Genomic DNA, 22,205 nt, shown 5'->3' with positions numbered 1-22,205 from the left:
ATTCAATGAGTTCTAATTCTTACGATGATCATTTAGAAAAAAATTCCGATGGAGAACCAGTTCCATCGGAGAAAAAAATTTCAAAGTTCGAAAAGATCACTTCGGGAGTGTTTCGGAAATTTTTGATTTTATTTTTGATTACCTATTTGTTCCCAGAATGTTCCAGTTTTGGTCCTAAAAATGCACAGAGTAGTCTTATCATTGTTCATATGACAATTGTTAAAGACGAAATGATTTTAGATGAATTGATTGATCCCCGGTTTCAAAAGGTAACCCTAAAAAAAGGGGAGAAAACTTTTGAATACAACGAAAGCTCCGAACACTACTATTACTTTCAAAATTTAAAAGAAGGTCAGTATGAAATTCACGACGCTGTCCATCTTTTGAATCGTGGTGCTTCCGACTTTGCCTTTGGAAGTACCAAACAACCTACAAAAATTGATATCGATTTTGGTAGAAAGGATATTGAAAAATCGCGAGTGGATCTACAACCGGGAACAGTCGTGTTTCTTGGAAGTTTTCATGTGACTGTTGATTTTAAATTCCAAGAAGAACCAAAAATTACGGTTCGCCAAAGTAAAACCAACGAAGAAGAACTAGCTGCTATGGAACATTTGTATAAAAATTTTCCAAGAACCGGTTGGGGACAAAAAGCAAAAAATAGAATGAAATTCCTTTCTTCTTTTGCTCAATAAAAACGGCTACACTAATGTAACCAAATCAGGATTTTGTAAATGAGGTGTGTTATTCCAACTTACAGGTTCCCAATGATCATTTTCTCTTTTAAAAATACTGAGTGAAGAATTGGTAATCGATTTCATAAACACCGGAAACTCAACCGGTTGCATTTTACAGGATAGACCCATCATAATTGCAATGGGAGTACTTGAAGAAACAACAAGTGTACTTTTTACATTTTTTGGAATTTCCTTTGGGCCAAAGGAAACTTTCTCCACATATTCTTGGAAAGTATATGGTTCCACAGGATCCCAAACTCCATGAACCCAATCACTTAATACAATTTGAATCAGTTCTTGGAAATAATCTCTAGTTTCTTCTTTTCCTTCTTCCCAAGCTTTTTTATAAGATTCATATAATTTGGCAAAGTTATCATTCGCATGACGAATCTTAGCTGCAAGGCCGAGCCACATTTTGGAATCAAATTCGTCCCAGGCTGAATTTACCCCTGGTTCCGGAATAAAAAACTGATCCTTTGAAAAACTTTCGATGATTCCTTGTGCGGTTTGTTTTTGCCGGTTGAGTGTACCAGTGTAAACAGAATCAAATTCGATTCTTTGGTTTTTGAAATATTCACCAAGTAGTTTTGCTTGTTTCCAACCATGTTCTGTCAGTTGGTCATAGTTTTTTCCGAGACGATCTGCCTGTCCGTGGCGCACCAGATACAATAAAGACATTTATGTTTGAAACCTCGGGTTGGAAACGCTCAGTGTTTCCTTTAATTGATTTTTTGCAAAATCCCAAACCTTACTTCCCGGTTTTACTTCGAAACCTGGATTGTTTTTTGATTGGTTGCGAATTTCTTTGGCAAATTCTTGATTCCAATCTAAGAGGAGATCGTATTTTTCTTTGCGGCTCAAATTTGAAAATTTGATTTTATCGAAGTCGGTTTCTAACTTAGAGATTTTTAAATTTAGTTCTAAAATACGATTCAAATCCCCTTCGAATTCAGAAGATTCGGTTTCTCTGGCAATCACTCCCAACATATTCCAAGAAACTAATGTTTTGTATGATAACAAATCATCCCCTTCCAACTTAGGAAGCAGGTCTTTCATTAAAAAGTCCTGAATGGCAGAAATGAGTTCCTTTGTTTCTGGTCTATATTGCACAATTTACTCCCATAACAATACTTAAGCGACTGCTTGTAATGTTCCGTATTTAAATAAAAAACCTTGGCCTAAATCAAACCCAGTGTTGATGGCAATTTCCAAATCAGCCTGAGTTTCTATCCCTTCCAAAATACATTGGGTTTTTTGCAATTTGGCAAATGCCAAAAACCCTTTTAAAATCTCAGAATAGTTTTTGTCGGTACGAAGTAAAGACAACCAACGCCGATCAAACTTTAAATAACTCGCACCCTCTAAAAATTCAAAACAAAATAAATTGTTTTTCCCACCAATATCATCCAAAGCAAAAGGAATGTTCATTTCTTTAAGATGGTTCATACAAAACTTTGAATCTTCAACCGAAGCATAGTCTGTGTTTTCAATCAATTCGCAAACTATGTTTTTTTCTCTCTTAAAAACAGATTCCCAATGGTCAGTATGAATTTCCTTACTATAAACATGGGCATCCATATTCAAAAACAATGGATAACCTTCTGGCCGATTTTGAATTTGAAAGTTTTTCAATTTTTTCTCAAAATCAAAAAAGAATCCAGGATCATTATGTAAAATTTGGAAAGCTCGGTCAGGTGCAATTTTTCCACCATTTGTATAAAACCGCGCTAGTGCTTCATAAGCCACTGTTTTCTTTTCCAAAATAGATACGATTGGTTGGTATTCCGATGCAAAACTACCATTCCAATATATGGTTTCCAAAGATTGATACTCTTCCCAATACCTTGGTAATTGGAAAACATCCATTCCTAAATCCAGAGTTTGTTCCATAAAAACCCCCGCTCTCTCCAGGAAAGTGCAGGAGAAGTTAGAGTCAAGATAAATGAGACTAATTCTCAATACAGGAGATGGACATAATATACGAAAATTCGATTGGGCTACAGAGATTCAATGAGTCGCATGGCTTCCCATTCCATCTCTGCTGTTCGCCTACCAATCGCCGCAAGTTCAATCCCTTTGTCTTTTCCAGAAAGATGTCTCTCTGTTTGTTGTGCACTACCGATGGCCCAACGAACATTACCCATAATTTCCCAAAAAGTCACTTTGAAAGGATCCACTGGGATACCGGAAGTTTTTTCGTAAGCTTCGTAAAAATCTTTGCGATCGCCAAAACCACCGACTTCTTTGTTTAGGCGACCAAACCTCCAATCACGCATACACAACCAAGCAATGTCTTCATGACGATCGCCAAAGTGAGCAAATTCATAATCTAAAATTCCCTGGAGTCCTTCAGCGTTCATCATAAAATTTCCAGTGCGAAAATCTCCATGAACCAAAACAATTTCATCAATCGAAGGAGAATGAGATTCCAACCAATGCAAACATAATTCAATGGCCGGGTGTGCTTCAGGAAGTTCGTCTAACGATTGTCTTAGATCAGAGATAGCAATGGATGCATAATTTTCTTTAGTGACAATTTTCAGTTTTTGTTTTAGTTCTTCATCGGAAACAGAACTGGGTTTTACTGTATGGAGTTTGGCTAAGTTATCTGCCAGATCCGTTACCATCCGAGTTTTACGATAGGAATCTAATTCTCTATCTTTGGTGATGTAACGGCCAGTGGCTTTGCCTCCAATTTTTTCCATTAGAAAAAAAGGAGACCCAATGATATCAGGAGTTTCTTCCAGAAATACAGGAGTGGGAGTTTTGACACCGGCTTTGTAAACAAGTTCAGCCACTTTGAATTCATCTCGTTTGGACAAAGAAGAAAGTAAACTTGCACCTTTGTCAGTTCTTAGAACTAACGATTGTTTACCGGATTTAGAAACCAAGTCCAAGGAATAATTGTCTTGGCAAGCCCCTCCACTTAGGTGGTGGATACGCGCGACTTTCACATCGTCATTCCATACGGCCGATAAGTGGAGTCCTACTTTCTCCTGTAGTTCATTCATTTCCATGGTTTTCTAAAAGTCCCACTTCTCAGATACGTAGTTTCGACCAATGACCATTTTATGCACCTCAGATGGCCCATCAGCAATCCTTGCCGCTCTTGCATCGCGATAAAACAATTCAAGCGGTAAGTCTCGGGAATACCCTTTGCCCCCGCAAATTTGAATCGCCATATCGATGGTATTACAGAGAGATTCGCTGACTTTCCATTTTGCCATAGAAGTTTCTTGGCGAGCATCTTTTCCCGTTTTCAACAACCAGGCAGCTTTTAATGTGAGAAGGAATGCCATTTCAATTTCTGTGGCACGTTCCGCAAACATCCATTGGATTCCTTGATGGTCAGCAATTCTTGAACTAAACACTTGTCTTTCTTTCGCATAACTTCGTGCAATCGAAAGTGCCCTTCTTGCCATTCCTGTCCAACGCATACAATGAGTCAAACGAGCCGGACCAAGTCTCTCTTGAGAAAGTCGAAATCCTTCTCCAATACGACCGAGAATCATATCTTCTGGAACTTCTACATTTTCAAAATTAAGTTCGCAGTGTCCTCCGGGTCCATGAGAGCCCATAAGTTCAATTTCTCGAACCATAGTATAACCTTTCGCATCTGTTGGAACAAGAAACATTGTGGTTTTACGGAAACTTCCATTTACCTTTGCCATCACAATTAAATACTTTGATCCATTGGCTCCCGTGCAGTACCACTTGCGACCATTGAGGATGTATTTATCCCCTTGTTTTTCAGCATTGGTTTGTAAGGTGGTGGGATCAGATCCTGCTCCAGGAGCCGGTTCTGTCATCGCAAAACCCGTTCGTAATTCACCTTTGATAAGTGGATGGAGGATGAGTTCTTTTTGTTTTTCTGTGGCTGCCAAAGAGAGCAAATGCATATTCCCTTCATCCGGTGCATCACAGTTAAATATATAAGGAGCAATAGGTGAACGACCCAGTTCACTAAAAATGATACAAGTTCCAATTAAATCTAAACCCAATCCACCTTCTGATTTGGGAAGATGAGGTGTCCAGAATCCAGCGGCCTTTACTTTAGCGCGCGCTTGTTGGTTGATATCTTCTGGCATTCGACCTTTTTCATAATCATAATGTTTTTCCAGAGGAATGATTTCATTTGTGATGAAGTCTTGGATGTTTTTGCGAAGTGTTTCCACTTCTTGGGAAATTTCAAAGTCCATTGATTCCCAGAATTACAAGAATCAATGAGTAACGTAAAATCTTTTTTTAGTGAGATCGAAAAATAGGTCTTTCACGTTTTGAATTTCTTCTAATTTCAAAATGCAAATGTGGACCGGTCGCTCTACCTGTTTGTCCTACTTCCCCAATTTTTTGTCCCTTTTTTACTTTCTGACCAACGTTTATATTAAAATCAAAAAGATGTCCGTATCGGGTTTCGTATCCTAAACTATGTTTTAAAATGATAAGATTTCCGTATCCACCTTGTTTACCTTTAAAAACAACTTCACCATCCATCGAAGCAAATACATCTGATCCTTGTTCGGCGGCCAAATCAACTCCACCATGAAAAGTTTCTTTTTTTGTAAATGGATCTAGTCGTTTTCCAAAAGCAGAAGAGATACGTGCTTCCGTTAATGGGAACTGAAATCCAAATCCATAAAAAAAAGATTTTTCTGATTTCCCCATAGTAACACCAGGTAAAAACCATTTTCCTCTTTCTGAATCGAATTGTAATTTGTTGGAATCAATATTATATTTTTCGGCTAACTTTAATTTGGTTTTTTCATCACCATTCCCTTCTTCAGGATGAAAGGTTCCGCGCATGTTGGGAATTTCTAAAACCATACCTGGTGACAAATCATGAGGAGAACTTAATTCATTTACAGAAGAAAGAGTTTCCAAATCCATCCCGGTGCGTGCCATGATTTTAAAAAAGTTATCTTCTTTTCGCACCTTGTATTCGTAGTACTTAAGTGGAATGAGTTCTTCTCTCTTCACACCTGATTTGGAAATCCGTAAGTTTTCTTTGATTTCCGAACGAAGATTTTTTAAGGAAGGGTTGGAATATTCCAAATTTGCCAGAGTGAGTGGACTTGCTCCAAGAGAAGTAAAAATACAGATGGTGCTTAGAAACAGTGCCCATTTTGGAAAATTGACGGTTTTAGACATAATCTTCTAATTTGAATATCGGCCATTTTCTAAAAAAACGATGACGATTCTTGCGGAAATTGAGGAACTGTAAGGCAGATGCAGAATCGTTTTTTTGAGATCTTTCGGCTTACTGCCTATTCTTTAGGTCTCGTATATGTTTGTTCCTTCTTTTATTCCGTTATTTTTTTAGCCTTCGTCAACAATTCGGTGCTTGGTGATCGAATCCCCGAAGATCAACTTCTCCCCCTCTATGAAGAGTATTGGGAAGGGAAAATGGATTTTTCCACGATGCTTGCCGAATACGAAAAAATTGTGACACCCATCAAGGAACAATTTCAGAAAGAAATTACTGAAAATCCTGGTTTGTTACTCTCTCAATTTTATGATAAGGTGTTTTCCGAAAAACCTCATTATTTACTAGGGCATTCCATTCCGTGGTTTTTATGTTATGTGGGCCTAGGGTATTTGCTTTATAAAAAAGTATTACAAATTCCTGTCACAAATCTTCAGGATGAGTTATCTGTACCTATTTTACTCCGAGGCATTGCAAACGGATTCCTATGTTTTATTGTAGTGGTTCTCTTTGGATTGGCCTTAGAAAGACTTTCTATTCCTGTAGAATCTGGAGTTTTTGCAAAAAAACTTTATGAAGCCATTCATGGAAATGCATACCTGCTTGCTTGGGGAATTTATGTTGTGGGGATTATTACAGGAATTTTGGAAGAAATTTTCTTTAGAGGCTTTTTATTAAAAGCCTTTATCGATAAAGGCCTTGCCCAAGAAGGTTTGTTCATTGTATCCTTAATTTTTGGATGGCTTCACTATGGTGAAGGAACTTCCATTGCCATTCCATTCATTATCTGTGGTGTTGGTATGTTCTTTGGATATATATATATCAAAACAGGAAATATTTGGATCGCTATGGCTTGTCATGCCACATACAATTCGTTAGGTTTAATCAACGCTTACCTTCAACTTCCTGGAGTTCAGTCATGAGTTTTATTTTAAAAGGATTCCGATCCTTTATTGTTTATTTTTGTTTTCTACTATTGTTTTCTACCACTGGGTTTAGTTCTCTTTTTGCAGGAGAAACAGTAGAAATTTTAGGTGGCCCAGAAGACGTTAACTTACGCTTGGTGGCTCTACTCAATAAACTGGATCCTGATTTTTATGCAGACGAAAAAACACAAGGGTTTGTTTATCGATATAAAAACCGGTGGAAAAACCCTTATGATTTTAATATCTATGTAGGCAAGGTTGGAAAAACTTCCCCGGATTCCATCATTCGAATTGAATCTCCTAGACGTGGCCAGGAAAGAATGTGGAAAGAAATCATGGAACAAGAGTTACTCCAAAAACCACCCCATGAATCGGCAGTGCCATTGTCAGAAAAATATCATGCGATCTCTCAAGGATTGAATTTGATCACACCAATGGCTTCTGTTGGTTATAATTCATGGAATTCTCCCCTCTTTTCCAATCGAGATACAATTGTGAGTATGGGTATTTATCTTTTATGTGATTTGATTTTGGCAGGTGGTGCTTATATGTATGCCCAAGACAAATTACCTAAAAAAAATATTTGGGACAATATGCTAAATACAAAAGGTCCAGGAAATGTTTGGGAATCACCGAATGCTGTAGGTGTATTTGCGGCTCTTGCTGTCTCAAGGGCTGTGCGAGCTTTTGATGCTTGGGAAGATACAGCAGCACATAACAAAACGGCACAGTTTGGTTGGTCGTTTAAATTTTAATTGTTCTAATCGACCAACTTTTTCTCGATTTTTATTTATGATTTGAATAGATCCCTTGCGGTATCGGAAGCACTGGATCTTTCAAAATCTTCTCTTTCAATTAAAGTTAAATCCAATCCTTCTTTGTCGATTCTGCTTAGAATCTTTCCAATATCTGCCACCTTACTCAATTTAGTTGCTAAATATTTAAAAGTGGCTCCACAATCGGGGCATTTTTTATCTTTTAGATAATTGAGTCCTAATTTTTTACAATTTCCACAAGTTCCGTAAAGATCATCGATATAGAGTAGTTGTTTTTTTACATCTTCCACATTGAGTTGTCGCCAAACTCTAACAAATTTAGTATTCTTTCCGGATGTATCTGAAGTCATAGGCAATAGGAAGTATCGTTAATGAATCTTGTCAAGAAGCAATCCTCCGCGGTTTTAATCCTACTAGTTTGTCTTTTCGGTTTTTTAGCCGTTGCCATTGGTGCCTTTGGGGCACACGGACTTAAAAAAATAATAGCTCCAGAGCTTATGGTGATTTTTGAAACGGGAAATCGTTATCATTTTTATCATACACTGGCTGCACTCATTTCATTTTTGTTGTTACAGCAATCACTCCAATCGGATTCATCAAGTAAAAGCAAAACATTCTTAAGAGTAGCCACTTGGGCATTTCTATTAGGAATTCTAATTTTTTCTTTTAGTTTGTATGCCCTGGCAATCACAGGGATTCGTGTTTTAGGAGCCATCACTCCTATAGGAGGAGTGAGTTTTTTAATAGGTTGGATTTGTTTAGGACTAGGATCTTTTTATCTCTTTGTTCCAAAGAAATAATGACCTTGTTTACTAATTAAATTTCTAGAAATTAAGCCGTCTGCGATGAGTAATAACCCTTCTGCGGCGGCTTTTTTAGCTTCTTCTGGACTATCTTTTTGAAGTGCCATGAGTTCGTGTACATACTTTCTTTTTTGTACATCCAAAACTCCAAGCATTGATCCTGCAATTTTTTCATCCATTTGCATGAATGCCAAAGCGAGTGTTTGTGGCGGTGTTTCGATACATAAATAATACAAAGCTAGGTTATCAAAATATGATAATTGGCTTAGTTTTTCTAATACTTGTTCTGATCCTGACATAGAATTCCTTTGAATACTTTTATTGATTTATTATTTTGTTACTTCTTTGATTTTTCCATTCAAATAGGAAATCAAATGTTTGGAATCTGCCGCTTCACCGGTAGCCTGTTTCATCAAGGTGTCCACGTCATAAATTTTACCTTTAGAGTGAATGTTTTTACGAAGCCAACCCAGTAGGTCAGAAAAATCACCCTTCGCAGAAAACTTGTTATGCGAATCAGGAAATTCTTCTGTGAATTTTTTGAAAAATTGTGAGCTGAAGATATTTCCTAATGTATAAGTAGGGAAATATCCAAAAGCTCCCATCGACCAGTGGATATCTTGTAAAACACCTTCTGCATCATTCTCAATGGTAAGTCCAAAACTTTCCTTCATCTTGGTATTCCAAATTTCAGGTAAATCCTTTACTTGGATTTTTCCATTGATGAGATCTCTTTCAATTTCAAATCGCAAAATGATATGAAGGTTGTAAGTAACCTGGTCAGCTTCCACTCTTACTTTAGTTTTTTCAGTGCTATTGATGTATTGATATAATTCTTTGAAAGGAAGTTCCTTGTCTGTCAGTCCAAAATCAGATAACAAAATAGGATAAACAAATTCCCAAAATGGTAAAGAACGTCCTACTTGATTTTCCCACAATCGACTTTGAGATTCATGGATTCCCAAACTTAAAAATTCTGTAATGGGTGTGGGCCAATTTGGCATAGCTGACAATCCAGATTCATAAAGAGAATGGCCTGTTTCATGTAACACACCAAAGATGGAAGAAAGTGGATCTGTTTCGGAATATCGAGTTGTGATTCGTTTATCACCCTTTCCCAAACTTGTAGAAAACGGATGGTTACTTGTATCCAATCTCGATTCTTTTGTAGTGAGTCCGAGAAGGGATGGCAAACGATTACAAAATTTAGTCTGTTTCTCTATTGAGATAGGTTCTGGAAATGGATTTTTGAATTTAGGTGCTGTGGACACTATAGGAACCAGGGATGCTTTCAAATCAGAAAACAAAGTTTGAATTTGACTGGCTTTGGCACCTTTTTCATAACTATCGAGCAGTGCATCATAAGGTTCGGTCGTATAACCAAAGTAATCTGCTTGTTTTTTAGATAATTGAACCAGTTCCTCTAATCGTTTTGCAAAGGATTGGAAGTTTTTTTCTTTTTTTGCTTCAGCCCATTCCGCATGTGCGAGGTTGGTTACTTTTGCAAATTCGGAAACAAACTCCGAGGGCAATTTATCAGCCCTCTCCTTTTCTTCCATCAGAACTTCCAACTCGCGATTCCAAAGGGATCGTTCTGATTCGGGTAGTTCACCGATAGATTGTTTAGCAGATTGGATTTGGTTTAAAAAAGATTTATCGGTCATCCAATCGTGGGTGAGCTCTGCCACCGCAGCAATTTGTGCTGATCGGTATTCTCGCCCTTCTTCCGGCATCATCACTTCCGAGTCCCAATGGAGGACAGATGCTACGTCTTGGAATAATTTGATTTTACGATATTGTTTTCGATAATTTTCGAGTGCTTGGGGCAGGGCCATAGTCTCATTTTCTTCCTCCCACACTTTCTGGAACCAAAAATCATTGACCCCTTACCCACAACCAAAACTATGTATTTACTGTCGCGGGTGTGGTGTAACGGTAGCACAGCAGCCTTCCAAGCTTCTGGCGAGGGTTCGAGCCCCTTCGCCCGCAAAAGACAGACTCCTTTTTTTCAAAATCCAATCATCATCAAAGAATCTATCCGAAGGGATCGAACAGTGACGCGAGCTGGTTTGTGAGTGACCCATAGGGAACGAACAAATCAGTAAGAAAGCCACGATGGCGAATCAAGAGCGGCGCCGTGACTCGGAGCGTTGTGAGGACACGATGGCCGAACAGCGGAGAGGGCGAGCCCCTTCGCCCGCGCGTACAGGATAGGATATGAGTATCCCCGCCCGATTAGGGTGGGGAACTAGACCCGCCACCCAATGACTTCCTTCTATCACAATCCTCTCATTTCTAAAATCCCAATCCCAAAACCCTGGAATTTATTTTGGGAAAGTTCGTATTATTACTTTTGCCTACTTGGCTTTGGTCTTAAGAAGCCCTTCCGATCTTGGTTGCTTCTTTGACTTCTACCAGTTTTCCCGTTTTGACATCATAATAGTATCCGTAGACAGGGATGTCTTTGGGAATCAAAGGATGGTTTCGGATTCTTTTGACGTCATCGATCACACTTTGTTCCAAATGATCGAAGGTTAAAAAAGGGATGAACTTCGCTTCGTCGGAACCACCCGATTCTTCTACGTTTCGCCATCCATTGGAATCGATCGTTGCCGTTTTTAAACTTTTGGAAAGGAGGTTACGAATGATCGGATCTGTGAATAACTCCATTCCGCAGTCGGAGTGGTGGATCACGAAAAATTCTTTGGTTCCTAATAGTTTATAAGAAATGACCAAGGAACGAATCGCATCATCACTCGCACGGCCGCCAGCATTTCGAATCACGTGCGCGTCTCCTTCTGCAAGGCCTGCGTATTTGGCAGGATCCAGTCTTGCATCCATACAGGTGAGGATGGTAAAACTTCTCGCAGGAGGTAGGGCAAGTTCGCCTTTTTTCCCAAATTCCGATGCATATTTTTCATTAGCATCGATGACTTCTTTATGGACTTTACTTGTTTCTTGTTGGATGAGTGTGTTTGACATAGTAGAGATAAAATTCAATATAACAGATGGAGCAAGGAAAGAATTTTCTCGGGATGGATTTCCTTTCTGAATTTGCACATTGGATTTGGCAAATGACCAAGAGATTGGAGATGGATGGAAAAGGTAAAAATGTATATCGAGTTAGGTGCTCTAGGCCCGCGCCAGGGATACGGAAGGCTTGGTCACCTGCGATCGTTAGATGGCAGGTGACGGGAGCGAACGCGAACCCTGGAGTAGCCCGTTCATTTTACCAAAGAGTGTTGGTTTTGTTAAAATTTGAGGCGCCAAAAAAAATCAACACTCACTCATGATAAATAAGTGTTAATTATTGTTAGTTTGCCAGAGCGTAATCCGTATATCCTTTTTCGCCAGGTGTATATAGAGTGGTTTGGTCAAAAGAAGCTAAGCTGATGTTCTTTTGGAATCTTGTGACTAAGTCAGGATTGGCTAGAAATGGTTTTCCAAAAGCAACTAAGTCGGCATTGCCGGAGGACAAATCTTTCTCTGCACGTTCTGCGTCGTAACCACCACTGAGGATGAGTGTTCCTTTGAAGGCTTTTCGAATGTTCTGAACCGTTTCTGGTTCTACCGTTGGAGCACCCATAGAAGAATGATCCACCAAATGGATGTACACAATTCCTACTTGATTTAGTTTTTCAGCTAACAATGAATATTCTTCATGAGTTTCTGGGAACGGTAAAAGGTCATTATAAGCACCGTAAGGGGACAAACGGATAGCGGTTTTATCTTTTCCAATGGCTTCGCTCACAGCAGTTGCCACTTCGACAACAAATCGAATTCGATTTTCGATAGATCCACCATATTCATCGGTACGTTGGTTTGAAGATGGGTGTAAAAACTGTTCCAACAAATATCCATTCGCTGCATGTAATTCAACACCATCAAAGCCCGCTTTAACGGCATTTTTAGCAGCATTTACAAATTCTTCTTTTGTTGTTAGTAATTCTTGTTTGGATAATTCATGGGGAGTGGAATGATCTTTCATTCCATCGGCATCGGTCCAGATTTGGTCTTTGGCAAGAATTGCAGAAGGCCCAACCACTTTTGCACCTTTTGGTAAATTGAGTTCATGAGCAATACGACCTGTATGCATCAATTGAACAAAAATTCTACTGCCCTTCGCATGGACTTTGTCTGTTACTTTTTTCCAAGCAATCGTTTGTTCTTCAGAAAAGATTCCTGGGATTCTCGCATAACCAAGACCATTCGGTGATGGAGATGTTCCTTCTGTCACGATGAGTCCGGCTTCAGCTCTTTGTTCATAGTAAGTGGCGACAATGTCACCGGGAACATTTCCAAGGGAACGGGAACGGGTCATGGGGGCCATCACCACTTTATTTTTTAAGGTTAGATTTCCTAATTTCGCTTCTGAAAATAATGATTTCACAAGGTTCTCCAAATTTGATTGATAAAAAATAGACTACAACATCAAGTGATTTGATATTGTATTTATTTAATATTAAACTATTTTTGAAAAAATTTACAAATCGATCCCGAGGATGGTTAAATCGTCCTGGCGATCCTGACCATTGAGAAAGATTTGTAGTGTTTTTAGGAGGTGGTCTTCGGCCGCATCCAAACTGAGATTTCTGGTGGATTGAAAAAGTGCGTAGGCTTTTTCCTCTCCAAACTCCTCTTCCTTTGGGTTGAAAGCTTCAAAAACACCGTCGGTAAATAAAAAGAGCCGGTCCCCGGTTTCCCAATGAAGTTCCGATTGGCCGTAATGGGTTTGTTTTTTGAGGCCCATCATCCTACCGGTTTTTTCTAAAAGTTGAATTTCATTCTTTTTCAAAAGAACGGCAGGAGGATGTCCAGCCGAAGCAAACTGGATTGTTTTTTTATCGATATCGATATCTAAAATCAAAGCCGTTAAAAGGCTATTGAGGGATACAAAGTTATCCATAAACTCTTCGTTAAAAATTTCCATTACCTTGGATGGCATCAATTCAAAGTTTTTAATATTATCATACAAACCTTTGATCGCCATAGTAATCATCGCTGCATGGACTCCGTGACCAGTTGCATCAGCAATTAGAATTCTAAACTTAGTTTCATTCAATTGACAAACATCAAAAAAATCTCCTCCCACTTCTGATACAGGAAGATAACGATACACAAGATGTAATTGGTGAAATAACTTTGGATCGGTGATTAAAGAATTCTCTTGGATTTTTTTAGCAACAAAAAGATCTCTTCGCATGGCACTTAAAGTTTTGTTTAAAATATAAGTTCTTTCTTTGACCTTTTCTTCTAAGTCCAAATTGGATTTTTCTAAATTTGATTTTACAAGTGCTTCTGCGGTTTCCTTTTCTTTGATGATGGTATTGTAACGATCTGCAAGCGCAAAGGCAAGTAACAACATTTCGGCGGCTGATCCAAATTGTGGGCCATCAATGGTAAATGAATTAGTAGGAATGAATCCTAAGGCTCGAAGTGTAGAAACAATCAAAGCAGAAAATAAAAATGCAAAGGCTAGTAGGAAAAAATAGGCAATTCTTTCTTTTTGGAACGAACAAATGATGGCATTGAATAAAATCCAAAAAGCTGTAAAGGAATGACTTACCACCATAATTTTAATAAAGGAATCAAAAGACAAAATGTAAAAAAGAGGTAATACGATTTGAACTACAATCAAAACTTTACTTACAAAATCCAGTTTTGGTACTAATTTTTTGGTATTTAATAAATTCCGCATAAAGACCAAAAACAATATCAATACAACGGAGATTAAAATGTTGATCAAATATTGATCCATCCAAGGTGAATTTTGCCATAGATATTCCGAAGCAATTCCGTTATGCGAAGCAATGGTCAAAGCAGTCGAAAGAACCAAGAAAACATATAAAAGATAATTAGAATCCTTAAGGATAAAAAATACAAATAAATTGAATATAGCCATGGCTAAAGCGATTCCAAAGTATAAGGCTTGGATGACATGGTCATCGATCTCGTGTCTATCGTAGGTAACTTTGTCCCAAAGTTGGATAGGAAGGTTGATGGCATTGGGTGAATTTACTTTTAAATATAAAGTAGCGGTTGCATTTCCAGAAAATTGGATCGGAAAAACAAAAAATCGACTTTTGTAAGGACGAAGTGAAAGTGGAACCGTATAACCAGAATGAATTTCTTTGAATTCTTTTGTACTTTGAAAGTATAAATCCATTGTTTTTAATCTGGGATAGGCAACAACAATCACGGTATCTTTAGGAATTGGATTTGGATTTTGTACTTGGATTCGAAGCCAATAAGTAGATTTTGAATAAGAAAAATTGAAAGCTTCCTTGGAAGAGGGAACTTTGATGAATTTGGCTGCGTATTCCGGGGACTGAATGGTTTCAAAGTCCAATTGATTGTTTGGATCTTCTAATACTAATATAGAGTTGGCGAGATAGATGGGAGAAGTTTCTAAATTTTTTAAATCAATTGTTGTTTCCTGCCCGAACACTTCTCCGTTTCCTAAAAAAAGAAAGATTACCAAAACGCGAATGAACGGAATCCATTGGTTTTTTACCCTTTTCATTGTTTCAGCAAATTGAATCTCAAAATTTTTCTTCATCATTTGTTTTCTGCTCCAAACAAATCGATGGAGAAAACCTGATTGCCTTTAACAAATATAGATATGCCATCAAAACTCACGGAAAAACCAGGAAGGGCAGGAAGAATTTTTTCAGCCATCACATCTCCCTTGGGTGAAAATAGGAAAACTGCAACCTGATCATCATCGGTATAATCATCATATTTATTTAAGACGATGATTGGATGTTTTCCATCAATGGTAAAGAGAGATAATACTTCCGAGTCGATTTGTTTTTCTAATATCAAATTTCCTAAAAAGTCGATCATATAAATTCCTGAATAGTCATCCGTGATGATGATCCGGTCTTCCGTCACAAGGACTGGATTTTTTTCCAATCCGAAGGCATGGGGTCCAATTGTGTCTGTCGTACTAAAAGGAAACTCTTTGATTATTTTCAATTGGGAATCTAAAAGATAGGATCCGTCCAAAGAAAAAGGCAAATAAATTCCACGGGGATATTCTACCGGCTTGGAAGACAACTGCTGGAGTAAACTCACTCCAGATTCATATTTCTTTTTGAACTCTATTTTTTTTCCAGAATCAGCAGATTCAACTATTGCGTAATAGTAAAACAAACGAAAACTAGAATCGATAAACACAGGATGAAACTTGGAAGAATAGTGAAAGGTTACTTGGTCTTCTGCATTCATTCCCACAATGCCTTTCAATGTATAAAATAACAATTGACCGGATTCAGTTTCAAAGGCCTTTCCTGAAAAAACTTCCCATCCAGGGAGGGAGATGGTTTTTATGGAAGCCCCTGTTTTCAAATCATAAACTACAATTTTAGACTCATAAGGAAGATACAATTTGTCCGAAAGAATCGAAAAATTAATGTTATGCGAAATTCGATTTTCGGATATATCTCTTTCTTCTGTGGAAAGGATTTCGTAACATTGAAATCGGAGAGGAACAGATAAAATTTCCTTTCCAGATAAATCATAAATACGTAGGGTTTCCGGTCGATTGAGTTGGGAATAATATTCTGATCCCTTTTGGAATCCCTGGTAATAACAAAGATATCCTGATTGGTAAAATAATATGGGAATTTTTAAACCTTCCAAAAAAGGTCTTTGGACATTTTTGGACCAAAGAATTTCTTTTTTGGTTAAATCGTAAGTTTGTAATTTCCAATCTTCTTTCGTATTTTTTGTGAGAAAAACAAATTGGTCTCTTGAAATAAATTCTGAAACCAAAACAGATTCAGTTTCTTCCAAACGGAGAAGTTCTTTGGAATCAGTGGGAAATCCTTTTTTTTGAATCTCTTCAAATTCCTTAGGATATTCTTTCGGAAACCAGCGACGTAACCAAAGTTTTACAGAAGTGTGTACATTTTCTTCTCGTTTGAGATAAAGTTCTTTTAACTTCTCCTTCTCCGATAAAACAACTATCTCCAAAATTTCTTCAAAGAAAGAATAAGGAAGTTTTGAATCTTTATGAGTGATGATTCCAGCGATCGTTGGATTTCGAATCAGTTCTGAACGCTGGTCATCAATTCGTTCGGCAGTCTGTTCGTAAAACTCTGGATAGGTGGATCTTGGATCACCAGACCCTCGTGTTTTGATCCACCAAAGGCTATGACAGTCACGACATTCATAGATTTCAGAAAATCTACTGATAGGATTCCCAACGATATCATCAATAGGAAAGGTGGGTGTTCGTGTTTCGTCCTGAGCTGGTACTGACCTCGAAAAACTAGAAGATCCTTTCTGGCAAAATAGGCACGGCATATCGTTTCGAGGAGTTTAGGTTTATCTATAAATTTGTTTTCCGTCAAGCCCGATTCATTCGTTACGAAATAAACTAAAGTGTTCGCTTAGTTCTTGGCAATTTATTTCGTCGATTTTATCATACCAATAATCCATGTCGACTCTACCTAAGACATACGAAGCTTTACTAGCAGATCTAAAACGTTTGGAAGAGGAAAACCAAATGTTAAAACAATCACATGGAAATAAAAACCTAGACCATTCTAGTTTAATCAATGCTTTGCAGTTCACACAATTTTCAATCGATACAATCTCTGATGCCATTGTTTGGACGGATGAAGACGGAAATTATGTTTTTGTGAACGATGCTGCTTGTAGAAACTACGGATACACGAAAGAAGAATTACTTTCTATGCAAATGTTTCAAGTAGATCCTTTGTTTACCGTTGAAATGTGGAAAGCTCATTGGCAAGAAATCTTAGAACGCAAATCCTTTTCTATCGAAACGATCAATCGTACAAAAGATGGAACCTCCTTTCCAATCGAAGTGACTGTCAATTTAGTAGAATATGGAGGAAAAAAATACAACTGCGGTATCATTCGTAACATCACTGAAAGAAAACTCGCTGAAAATAATTTAAAACAATCTGCCATTCGATTAGCAGAATTAAACTCTACTAAGGATAAATTTTTTTCGATCATCGCACATGATCTACGAGGACCACTTGGAACACAAAAAGAATTCACAAAAATCCTAAGTGAAAAAGATTCTTCCTTCACTGATTCCGAAAGAACTTCTTATTTAAAAATGTTGGAAGAATCTTCTGATTTAGTTTATTCTCTACTCGAAAATTTATTAGATTGGGCTCGTTCCCAAACAGGTGCCATCCAATTCCAACCAATTTCTCTCCCTTTTTATGATTTAGTACAACGAGTGATAGGGCTTCTAAGTCTATCAGCTAACAAAAAGTCAGTGGCAATTCATAACAAAATTCCAAAAGATTTGGAAATTTTTGCCGATCCATTTATGATTGAAACGGTCATTCGTAATTTGATTTCCAACGCAATCAAATACAGTTTAGAAGGTAAGCAGGTAACCATAGGTGTTTTACCTTCGGAACAAATACCGGAACCAAAAGAAAATTCTAAACCAAAAATGGTATCTAGTTTCAAAACAAAAATAGATCCAAATGCCACTATCTTCTTTGTAAAGGATACTGGCGTGGGTATGAAGGAAGAACAAATTCAAAATTTATTTCGACTGGATCGAAAGACCTCTACTTTAGGTACAAATCAAGAAACAGGTACTGGGCTTGGCCTCATTCTGTGTAAAGAATTTTTAGAAAAACATAAAAGTACCCTTTGGGTAGAAACTGAAATCGATGTAGGCTCCACATTCTTTTTTCAATTAGTACAAAACACAAAAACTATTTAACATCATTCTAATTTCTGAATGAAAAGGTTTCCCTCTCAACTTTTTTGTTATAGATTCTATATTCATAAATTATTTATTGATATAGATGAAAATCGTAGTCAGAAATTTTATTTTACTCATATCGTTATTGGTTTCCCCTCTATTTGCACAAAACAATTCGAATCCTTCAGAAACAGATTCTAAACAAAATTCTAAATCTTCTTCTTTTTTGGGATCTGGTTTAAAGGTATTAGAGTTTGCTGGCGAATTTGCACAGACCCCTTCCGAAGGTGGCCCCCAATCCGTATCTAGTATTTTAAATTCATCTCGAGTGGCTTCCAGTTTAGTCAACAGTAACTCAACGAACAACCTCAACCCACCAGGGATCATCACAGAAAGTTCAGATTCAAAACCAACTTCTACAATTTCTCCTCGAATCAAATACTCTCACCAATTCACAGAAGATTTTTTTGTAGGATTTGTTTATGCTAAAGGTGAACAATACAACGATACTCGAACTAGTTTTAGTACAAACGGACTTTATTTAAATGACCGAATCCATTCAGGAATCAATGAAGTTGGTTTTAAAATTGGACTGGGCCCATTAAATTATTTAACTACATCCAGTTCAACAGAACTCAGTTTCAACTATTCAGAGTTATCTTCGAAAGGTCCATTCCAATCTTTCCAATTAAAATTTCCTTTTTTAAGAACGGGAGACCAAACTGTCACACAGGGATTAGCTTTCTCAACTGGAACTGTAGAATTTAGAACTAAAAATTATGGAATGGACTATGGGTTTGTCACTTCCATCACAGACTGGTTGAACTTCTATATGGTCGGTGGTTTTACCGTTTTTTCTGGACAATTGAAACTTGCTTCTTACGGGATTGAAACCTCATCGACTGGTTCTTTAAATGCAAGTAACCAAGTTACATTTAGTTCGCCCGTTACCAGATCAGAATTAACAATGTTCCAATCCAAAGAAGGATTCGCAAAAGGCCTTACCGGCGCAACGATGTCGTTGGAGTTAGGACTTGTTTGGAAAATTTTTGAAACATTGGGAGTGAAATACGGTGGATTCTACCAAATTTCTTCCTTTAGTATCTCTGAAGTGACAGGTTATAATGTGGGAACAGGAAAAACACCGGTGGAACTCAGTTCGGTTCCAGACCTCAATTCTTCACTCAGTGCCAAACAATACGGGACTTTTGGAGTGAATGTTTCTATTGTGAAAAACTTTTGATTCTAATCCACTGTCTTATTAGTAGCGATAGAAATCGCAAAAACAGGATTTTTAGATGAAACACAAATCGATATTATACGCCCAAAAACTTGACTTCCAATGGCCAACCTCGGATCCATTTTTGTTTTGTGTTCACCACGAAGATTTTTATCCCAAAGGCAATGGAAAGTTTGGCCCGGATGCTTCTTTACAAGGAAGGCAAATCGGCCAAGACTTTGCCGGCAAAGATGGGTGGAGGATGTACCACGGAGAAACCATTCCCGGTTTTCCTGGCCACCCTCACCGTGGCTTTGAAACGGTAACAGTTGTCCAAAGAGGACTCATTGATCATGCAGATTCCCAAGGTGCTGCCGGTAGATATGGAGATGGGGATGTACAATGGATGACTGCTGGTGCTGGAATCCAACATTCAGAAATGTTTCCTTTAGTGGATGAATCCGGTGATAACACCTTGGAGCTCTTTCAGATTTGGCTGAACCTTCCTGCAAAAAATAAATTTGTCGATCCACATTTCAAAATGTTTTGGAACAAAGACATTCCTGTGAAAGTTGTCTCGGATGCTTCTGGAAAAAAAATTAAAATCAAAACTGTCGCAGGATCTTTGTTTGGCGAAAAACCACTCGATCCTCCCCCAGATTCCTGGGCAGGTGATCCTAAAAACGAAGTTGGTATTTATATTTTGGATTTAGATCCCGAAGCCAGTTTTGTGATTCCAGGAAGTTCTGCTGGTAATAACAGAAACCTTTACTACTTCCGTGGGGAAGGACTGGTTATGGATGATGTTGTGGTTCCAGGAAAACATATGTACAATTTGACATCTGATGTTTCTGTAGAACTGAAAAACGGATCAGAACCCGGACGCATTTTGATTTTAGAAGGAAAACCGATTGCCGAACCAGTGGTGCAGTATGGGCCTTTTGTGATGAACAAACAAGAGGAAATCCAACAAGCGTTTGATGATTATCGCAAAACGCAGTTTGGCGGTTGGCCTTGGGATTCTTATGATCCAGTCCATGTTGGCAAAGGGAGATTTGCCAGACATGCGGATGGAAAGGAAGAAATTCCTACTTAAACGAGTAGGAATTTCAAATTTTCGCCTAACGGTCTGTTAGGCAACCAGTACTTGCATCTTTTACCATCTGGATGTACTTCCAAAGATATCCAGTGGTAATGCGGTATGGTGGTTTTTTCCAGGCCGCTCTTCTTTTTTCTAATTCCTCAGGTGAAATTTGTAATTCGAGTTTGTTCGTGCGAGCATCGATGAGGATTTTGTCCCCGTCTTTTACAAATGCCAACTCTCCGCCTTCCATTGCTTCTGGAGTGATATGACCCACAACAAATCCGTGGCTTCCTCCAGAGAACCTTCCGTCAGTGATGAGTGCCACATTGTCCCCAAGACCTGCTCCAATGATGGCAGAAGTTGGTTTTAACATTTCCGGCATTCCTGGGCCACCTTTAGGGCCTACGTAGCGAATGACTACTACATGACCTGGTTTGACTTTCCCATCACGAATGCCTGTATTGGCTTCCACTTCGGAATCAAAACAAATGGCTTTTCCTTCGAACATTTCCCCTTCGTGGCCAGTGATTTTTGCCACTGCCCCTTTTTTGGCGATATTGCCATAGAGAACTTGAATATGACCTTCTTTTTTAATGGGGTTACTGACTGGTCGGAGTAAGTCCTGGTCACTCGGAAGATCAGGAAGGCCTTCTAAATTTTCTGCGATGGTTTTTCCAGTGACTGTCAAACAAGATCCGTCAATCAAACCTTCGCTTAACATGAATTTCATGATAGCAGGTGTTCCCCCGATGGCATGAAGGTCTTCCATAAGATACTTTCCACTTGGTTTCATATCCGCAAGGAGTGGGGTTGTATCGGTTACTTTTTGAATTTGTTCCAAATCAAGAGGAATCCCCATTGTCCTTGCAATAGCAATCATATGTAAGGCTGCATTTGTGGAACCACCGAGAATGGTGACAACTCGAAGTGCATTCAAAATAGATTTAGGAGTGATGATATCAGAAGGTTTGATGTCCTTTTCTAAAAGATTGTACATATACTTTCCAATATTCATACATTCTTTCTTTTTTTCTTCACTGCGAGCAGGAGAAGAAGAACTATAAGGCAAACTCATTCCCATCACTTCGATGGCTGTGGCCATAGTGTTGGCAGTGTACATTCCACCACAAGCTCCAGGACCCGGGCAGGAATTTTTTATGACTTCTTTAAAATCATCTTCTGTGATTTTGCCGTTAATTTTTTTTCCGTAAGCTTCGAAGGCAGATACAATATTTAATTTTTCACCTTTGTAATGACCACCATTGATGGTTCCACCGTATACCATGATGGATGGGCGATTGAGTCTAGCCATTGCCATGATAGCACCTGGCATATTTTTATCACAACCTGCAGCAAAAAGAAGACCGTCATAATAGTGAGCACCAGCAATGGTTTCAATGGAATCGGCAATGATTTCTCTGGATGGTAAGGAATAACGCATCCCATCATTTCCATTAGTAATCCCATCACTCACACCGATGGTGTTAAATAGTAAACCAACCATTTCTTTTGTGTCTAATACACTTTTCTTTTGTAAGGCAGAAAGAGTGGTTAGGTGCATGTTACATGGATTTCCATCAAATCCTGTACTTCCAATTCCGATGAATGGTTTGTTCAGATCTTCATAAGGAACTCCGGATCCAATGATCATTGCTTGAGAAGCAGGAAGGGATTCGTCTTGGGTAAGAGTGCGGCTATATCGATTCAAAGTCATAAAATTCAATTTCCTTTGGATTAAAGACAAAATGTGG

The 22,205-nt window shown here is 38.3% G+C and carries 21 protein-coding genes and 1 tRNA gene; 8 read left to right on the top strand and 14 right to left on the bottom strand.

Annotated features, from left to right (window positions below; translation table 11 throughout):
- Positions 1-5: 5 nt before the first annotated feature.
- Complete coding sequence (locus EHQ70_RS16445; protein WP_135588211.1) at positions 6-695, top strand: hypothetical protein; 690 nt, start codon at positions 6-8, stop codon at positions 693-695.
- A 6-nt stretch (positions 696-701) separates the two neighbouring features.
- On the opposite strand, the gene EHQ70_RS16440 is transcribed toward EHQ70_RS16445, so the two are convergent.
- The 6 genes from EHQ70_RS16440 to EHQ70_RS16415 all read right to left on the bottom strand — a co-directional run bounded on the left by EHQ70_RS16440 (position 702) and on the right by EHQ70_RS16415 (position 5,885).
- Entirely contained in the window at positions 702-1,415 is a 714-nt protein-coding gene (locus EHQ70_RS16440) for a histidine phosphatase family protein (RefSeq protein ID WP_135588210.1), read from the bottom strand.
- Positions 1,416-1,847 (bottom strand): hypothetical protein, encoded by a 432-nt coding sequence (locus EHQ70_RS16435; protein ID WP_135588208.1) that lies wholly within the window; start codon positions 1,845-1,847, stop codon positions 1,416-1,418.
- 21 nt (positions 1,848-1,868) lie between these two features.
- Positions 1,869-2,627, bottom strand: a complete 759-nt coding sequence (locus EHQ70_RS16430; RefSeq protein ID WP_135588206.1) for an EAL domain-containing protein — start codon at positions 2,625-2,627, stop codon at positions 1,869-1,871.
- 107 nt (positions 2,628-2,734) lie between these two features.
- Positions 2,735-3,754, bottom strand: coding sequence for a phosphotransferase family protein (locus tag EHQ70_RS16425; protein ID WP_135588204.1), 1,020 nt, complete (start codon positions 3,752-3,754; stop codon positions 2,735-2,737).
- Between the two features lie 6 nt (positions 3,755-3,760).
- Positions 3,761-4,936 carry an acyl-CoA dehydrogenase family protein gene (locus tag EHQ70_RS16420; RefSeq protein ID WP_135588202.1) on the bottom strand — a complete coding sequence of 392 codons (1,176 nt, stop codon included), beginning with the start codon at positions 4,934-4,936 and terminating at the stop codon, positions 3,761-3,763.
- A gap of 46 nt (positions 4,937-4,982) precedes the next feature.
- Positions 4,983-5,885 (bottom strand): LysM peptidoglycan-binding domain-containing M23 family metallopeptidase, encoded by a 903-nt coding sequence (locus EHQ70_RS16415; protein ID WP_135588200.1) that lies wholly within the window; start codon positions 5,883-5,885, stop codon positions 4,983-4,985.
- 78 nt (positions 5,886-5,963) lie between these two features.
- Here EHQ70_RS16415 and EHQ70_RS16410 point away from each other — a divergent pair, with 78 nt between their 5' ends.
- Positions 5,964-6,863 carry a CPBP family intramembrane glutamic endopeptidase gene (locus EHQ70_RS16410; RefSeq protein ID WP_135588198.1) on the top strand — a complete coding sequence of 300 codons (900 nt, stop codon included), beginning with the start codon at positions 5,964-5,966 and terminating at the stop codon, positions 6,861-6,863.
- Positions 6,860-7,621: a hypothetical protein gene (locus EHQ70_RS16405; RefSeq protein ID WP_135588196.1), complete on the top strand. Its 762-nt coding sequence runs from the start codon at positions 6,860-6,862 to the stop codon at positions 7,619-7,621. The genes EHQ70_RS16410 and EHQ70_RS16405 overlap by 4 nt, the downstream gene beginning before the upstream one ends.
- A gap of 35 nt (positions 7,622-7,656) precedes the next feature.
- Here the strand turns inward: EHQ70_RS16405 and EHQ70_RS16400 are convergent, their stop codons facing one another.
- Positions 7,657-7,992 (bottom strand): hypothetical protein, encoded by a 336-nt coding sequence (locus EHQ70_RS16400; RefSeq protein WP_135588194.1) that lies wholly within the window; start codon positions 7,990-7,992, stop codon positions 7,657-7,659.
- A gap of 21 nt (positions 7,993-8,013) precedes the next feature.
- Between EHQ70_RS16400 and EHQ70_RS16395 the strand changes: the two genes are divergently transcribed.
- A complete protein-coding gene (locus tag EHQ70_RS16395) occupies positions 8,014-8,442 on the top strand; it encodes a DUF423 domain-containing protein (RefSeq protein WP_135588192.1) in 429 nt (142 codons plus the stop codon).
- Here EHQ70_RS16395 and EHQ70_RS16390 read toward each other — a convergent pair.
- Positions 8,418-8,744: a hypothetical protein gene (locus EHQ70_RS16390; protein WP_135588190.1), complete on the bottom strand. Its 327-nt coding sequence runs from the start codon at positions 8,742-8,744 to the stop codon at positions 8,418-8,420. The two genes, EHQ70_RS16395 and EHQ70_RS16390, sit on opposite strands and share 25 nt — an antisense overlap.
- A 30-nt stretch (positions 8,745-8,774) precedes the next feature.
- On the bottom strand, positions 8,775-10,280 hold the full coding sequence (locus EHQ70_RS16385) for a carboxypeptidase M32 (protein WP_135588188.1): 1,506 nt from the start codon (positions 10,278-10,280) through the stop codon (positions 8,775-8,777).
- 83 nt (positions 10,281-10,363) lie between these two features.
- On the opposite strand from EHQ70_RS16385, the gene EHQ70_RS16380 reads away from it, so the two are divergent.
- Positions 10,364-10,434 (top strand) — tRNA-Gly (locus tag EHQ70_RS16380).
- Between the two features lie 384 nt (positions 10,435-10,818).
- Here EHQ70_RS16380 and EHQ70_RS16375 read toward each other — a convergent pair.
- The 4 genes from EHQ70_RS16375 to EHQ70_RS16360 form a co-directional block, all read right to left on the bottom strand.
- Positions 10,819-11,427, bottom strand: coding sequence for a beta-class carbonic anhydrase (locus tag EHQ70_RS16375; protein WP_135588186.1), 609 nt, complete (start codon positions 11,425-11,427; stop codon positions 10,819-10,821).
- Between the two features lie 331 nt (positions 11,428-11,758).
- The gene (locus EHQ70_RS16370; RefSeq protein WP_135588184.1) at positions 11,759-12,835 is read right to left on the bottom strand and encodes an alkene reductase; all 1,077 of its coding nucleotides are present in this window, start codon (positions 12,833-12,835) and stop codon (positions 11,759-11,761) included.
- 93 nt (positions 12,836-12,928) lie between these two features.
- The gene (locus EHQ70_RS16365; RefSeq protein WP_135588534.1) at positions 12,929-14,968 is read right to left on the bottom strand and encodes a 7TM diverse intracellular signaling domain-containing protein; all 2,040 of its coding nucleotides are present in this window, start codon (positions 14,966-14,968) and stop codon (positions 12,929-12,931) included.
- A 35-nt stretch (positions 14,969-15,003) separates the two neighbouring features.
- Entirely contained in the window at positions 15,004-16,755 is a 1,752-nt protein-coding gene (locus tag EHQ70_RS16360; protein ID WP_208729572.1) for a hypothetical protein, read from the bottom strand.
- A 133-nt stretch (positions 16,756-16,888) separates the two neighbouring features.
- On the opposite strand from EHQ70_RS16360, the gene EHQ70_RS16355 reads away from it, so the two are divergent.
- The 3 genes from EHQ70_RS16355 to EHQ70_RS16345 all read left to right on the top strand — a co-directional run bounded on the left by EHQ70_RS16355 (position 16,889) and on the right by EHQ70_RS16345 (position 20,466).
- Positions 16,889-18,169 (top strand): PAS domain-containing sensor histidine kinase, encoded by a 1,281-nt coding sequence (locus EHQ70_RS16355; protein WP_135588182.1) that lies wholly within the window; start codon positions 16,889-16,891, stop codon positions 18,167-18,169.
- An 85-nt stretch (positions 18,170-18,254) separates the two neighbouring features.
- Positions 18,255-19,394 carry a hypothetical protein gene (locus EHQ70_RS16350; RefSeq protein ID WP_135588180.1) on the top strand — a complete coding sequence of 380 codons (1,140 nt, stop codon included), beginning with the start codon at positions 18,255-18,257 and terminating at the stop codon, positions 19,392-19,394.
- Between the two features lie 55 nt (positions 19,395-19,449).
- A complete protein-coding gene (locus EHQ70_RS16345) occupies positions 19,450-20,466 on the top strand; it encodes a pirin family protein (RefSeq protein WP_135588178.1) in 1,017 nt (338 codons plus the stop codon).
- A gap of 25 nt (positions 20,467-20,491) precedes the next feature.
- On the opposite strand, the gene ilvD is transcribed toward EHQ70_RS16345, so the two are convergent.
- Positions 20,492-22,168 (bottom strand): dihydroxy-acid dehydratase, encoded by a 1,677-nt coding sequence (ilvD, locus tag EHQ70_RS16340; protein ID WP_135588176.1) that lies wholly within the window; start codon positions 22,166-22,168, stop codon positions 20,492-20,494.
- Between the last annotated feature and the right edge of the window lie 37 nt (positions 22,169-22,205).

This window comes from Leptospira congkakensis (assembly GCF_004770265.1).
In the GTDB taxonomy this organism is placed as follows: domain Bacteria; phylum Spirochaetota; class Leptospiria; order Leptospirales; family Leptospiraceae; genus Leptospira_A; species Leptospira_A congkakensis.
The sequence above is the reverse complement of the archived record's forward strand: the minus strand, read 5'-3'. Positions and strand labels throughout refer to the sequence as shown.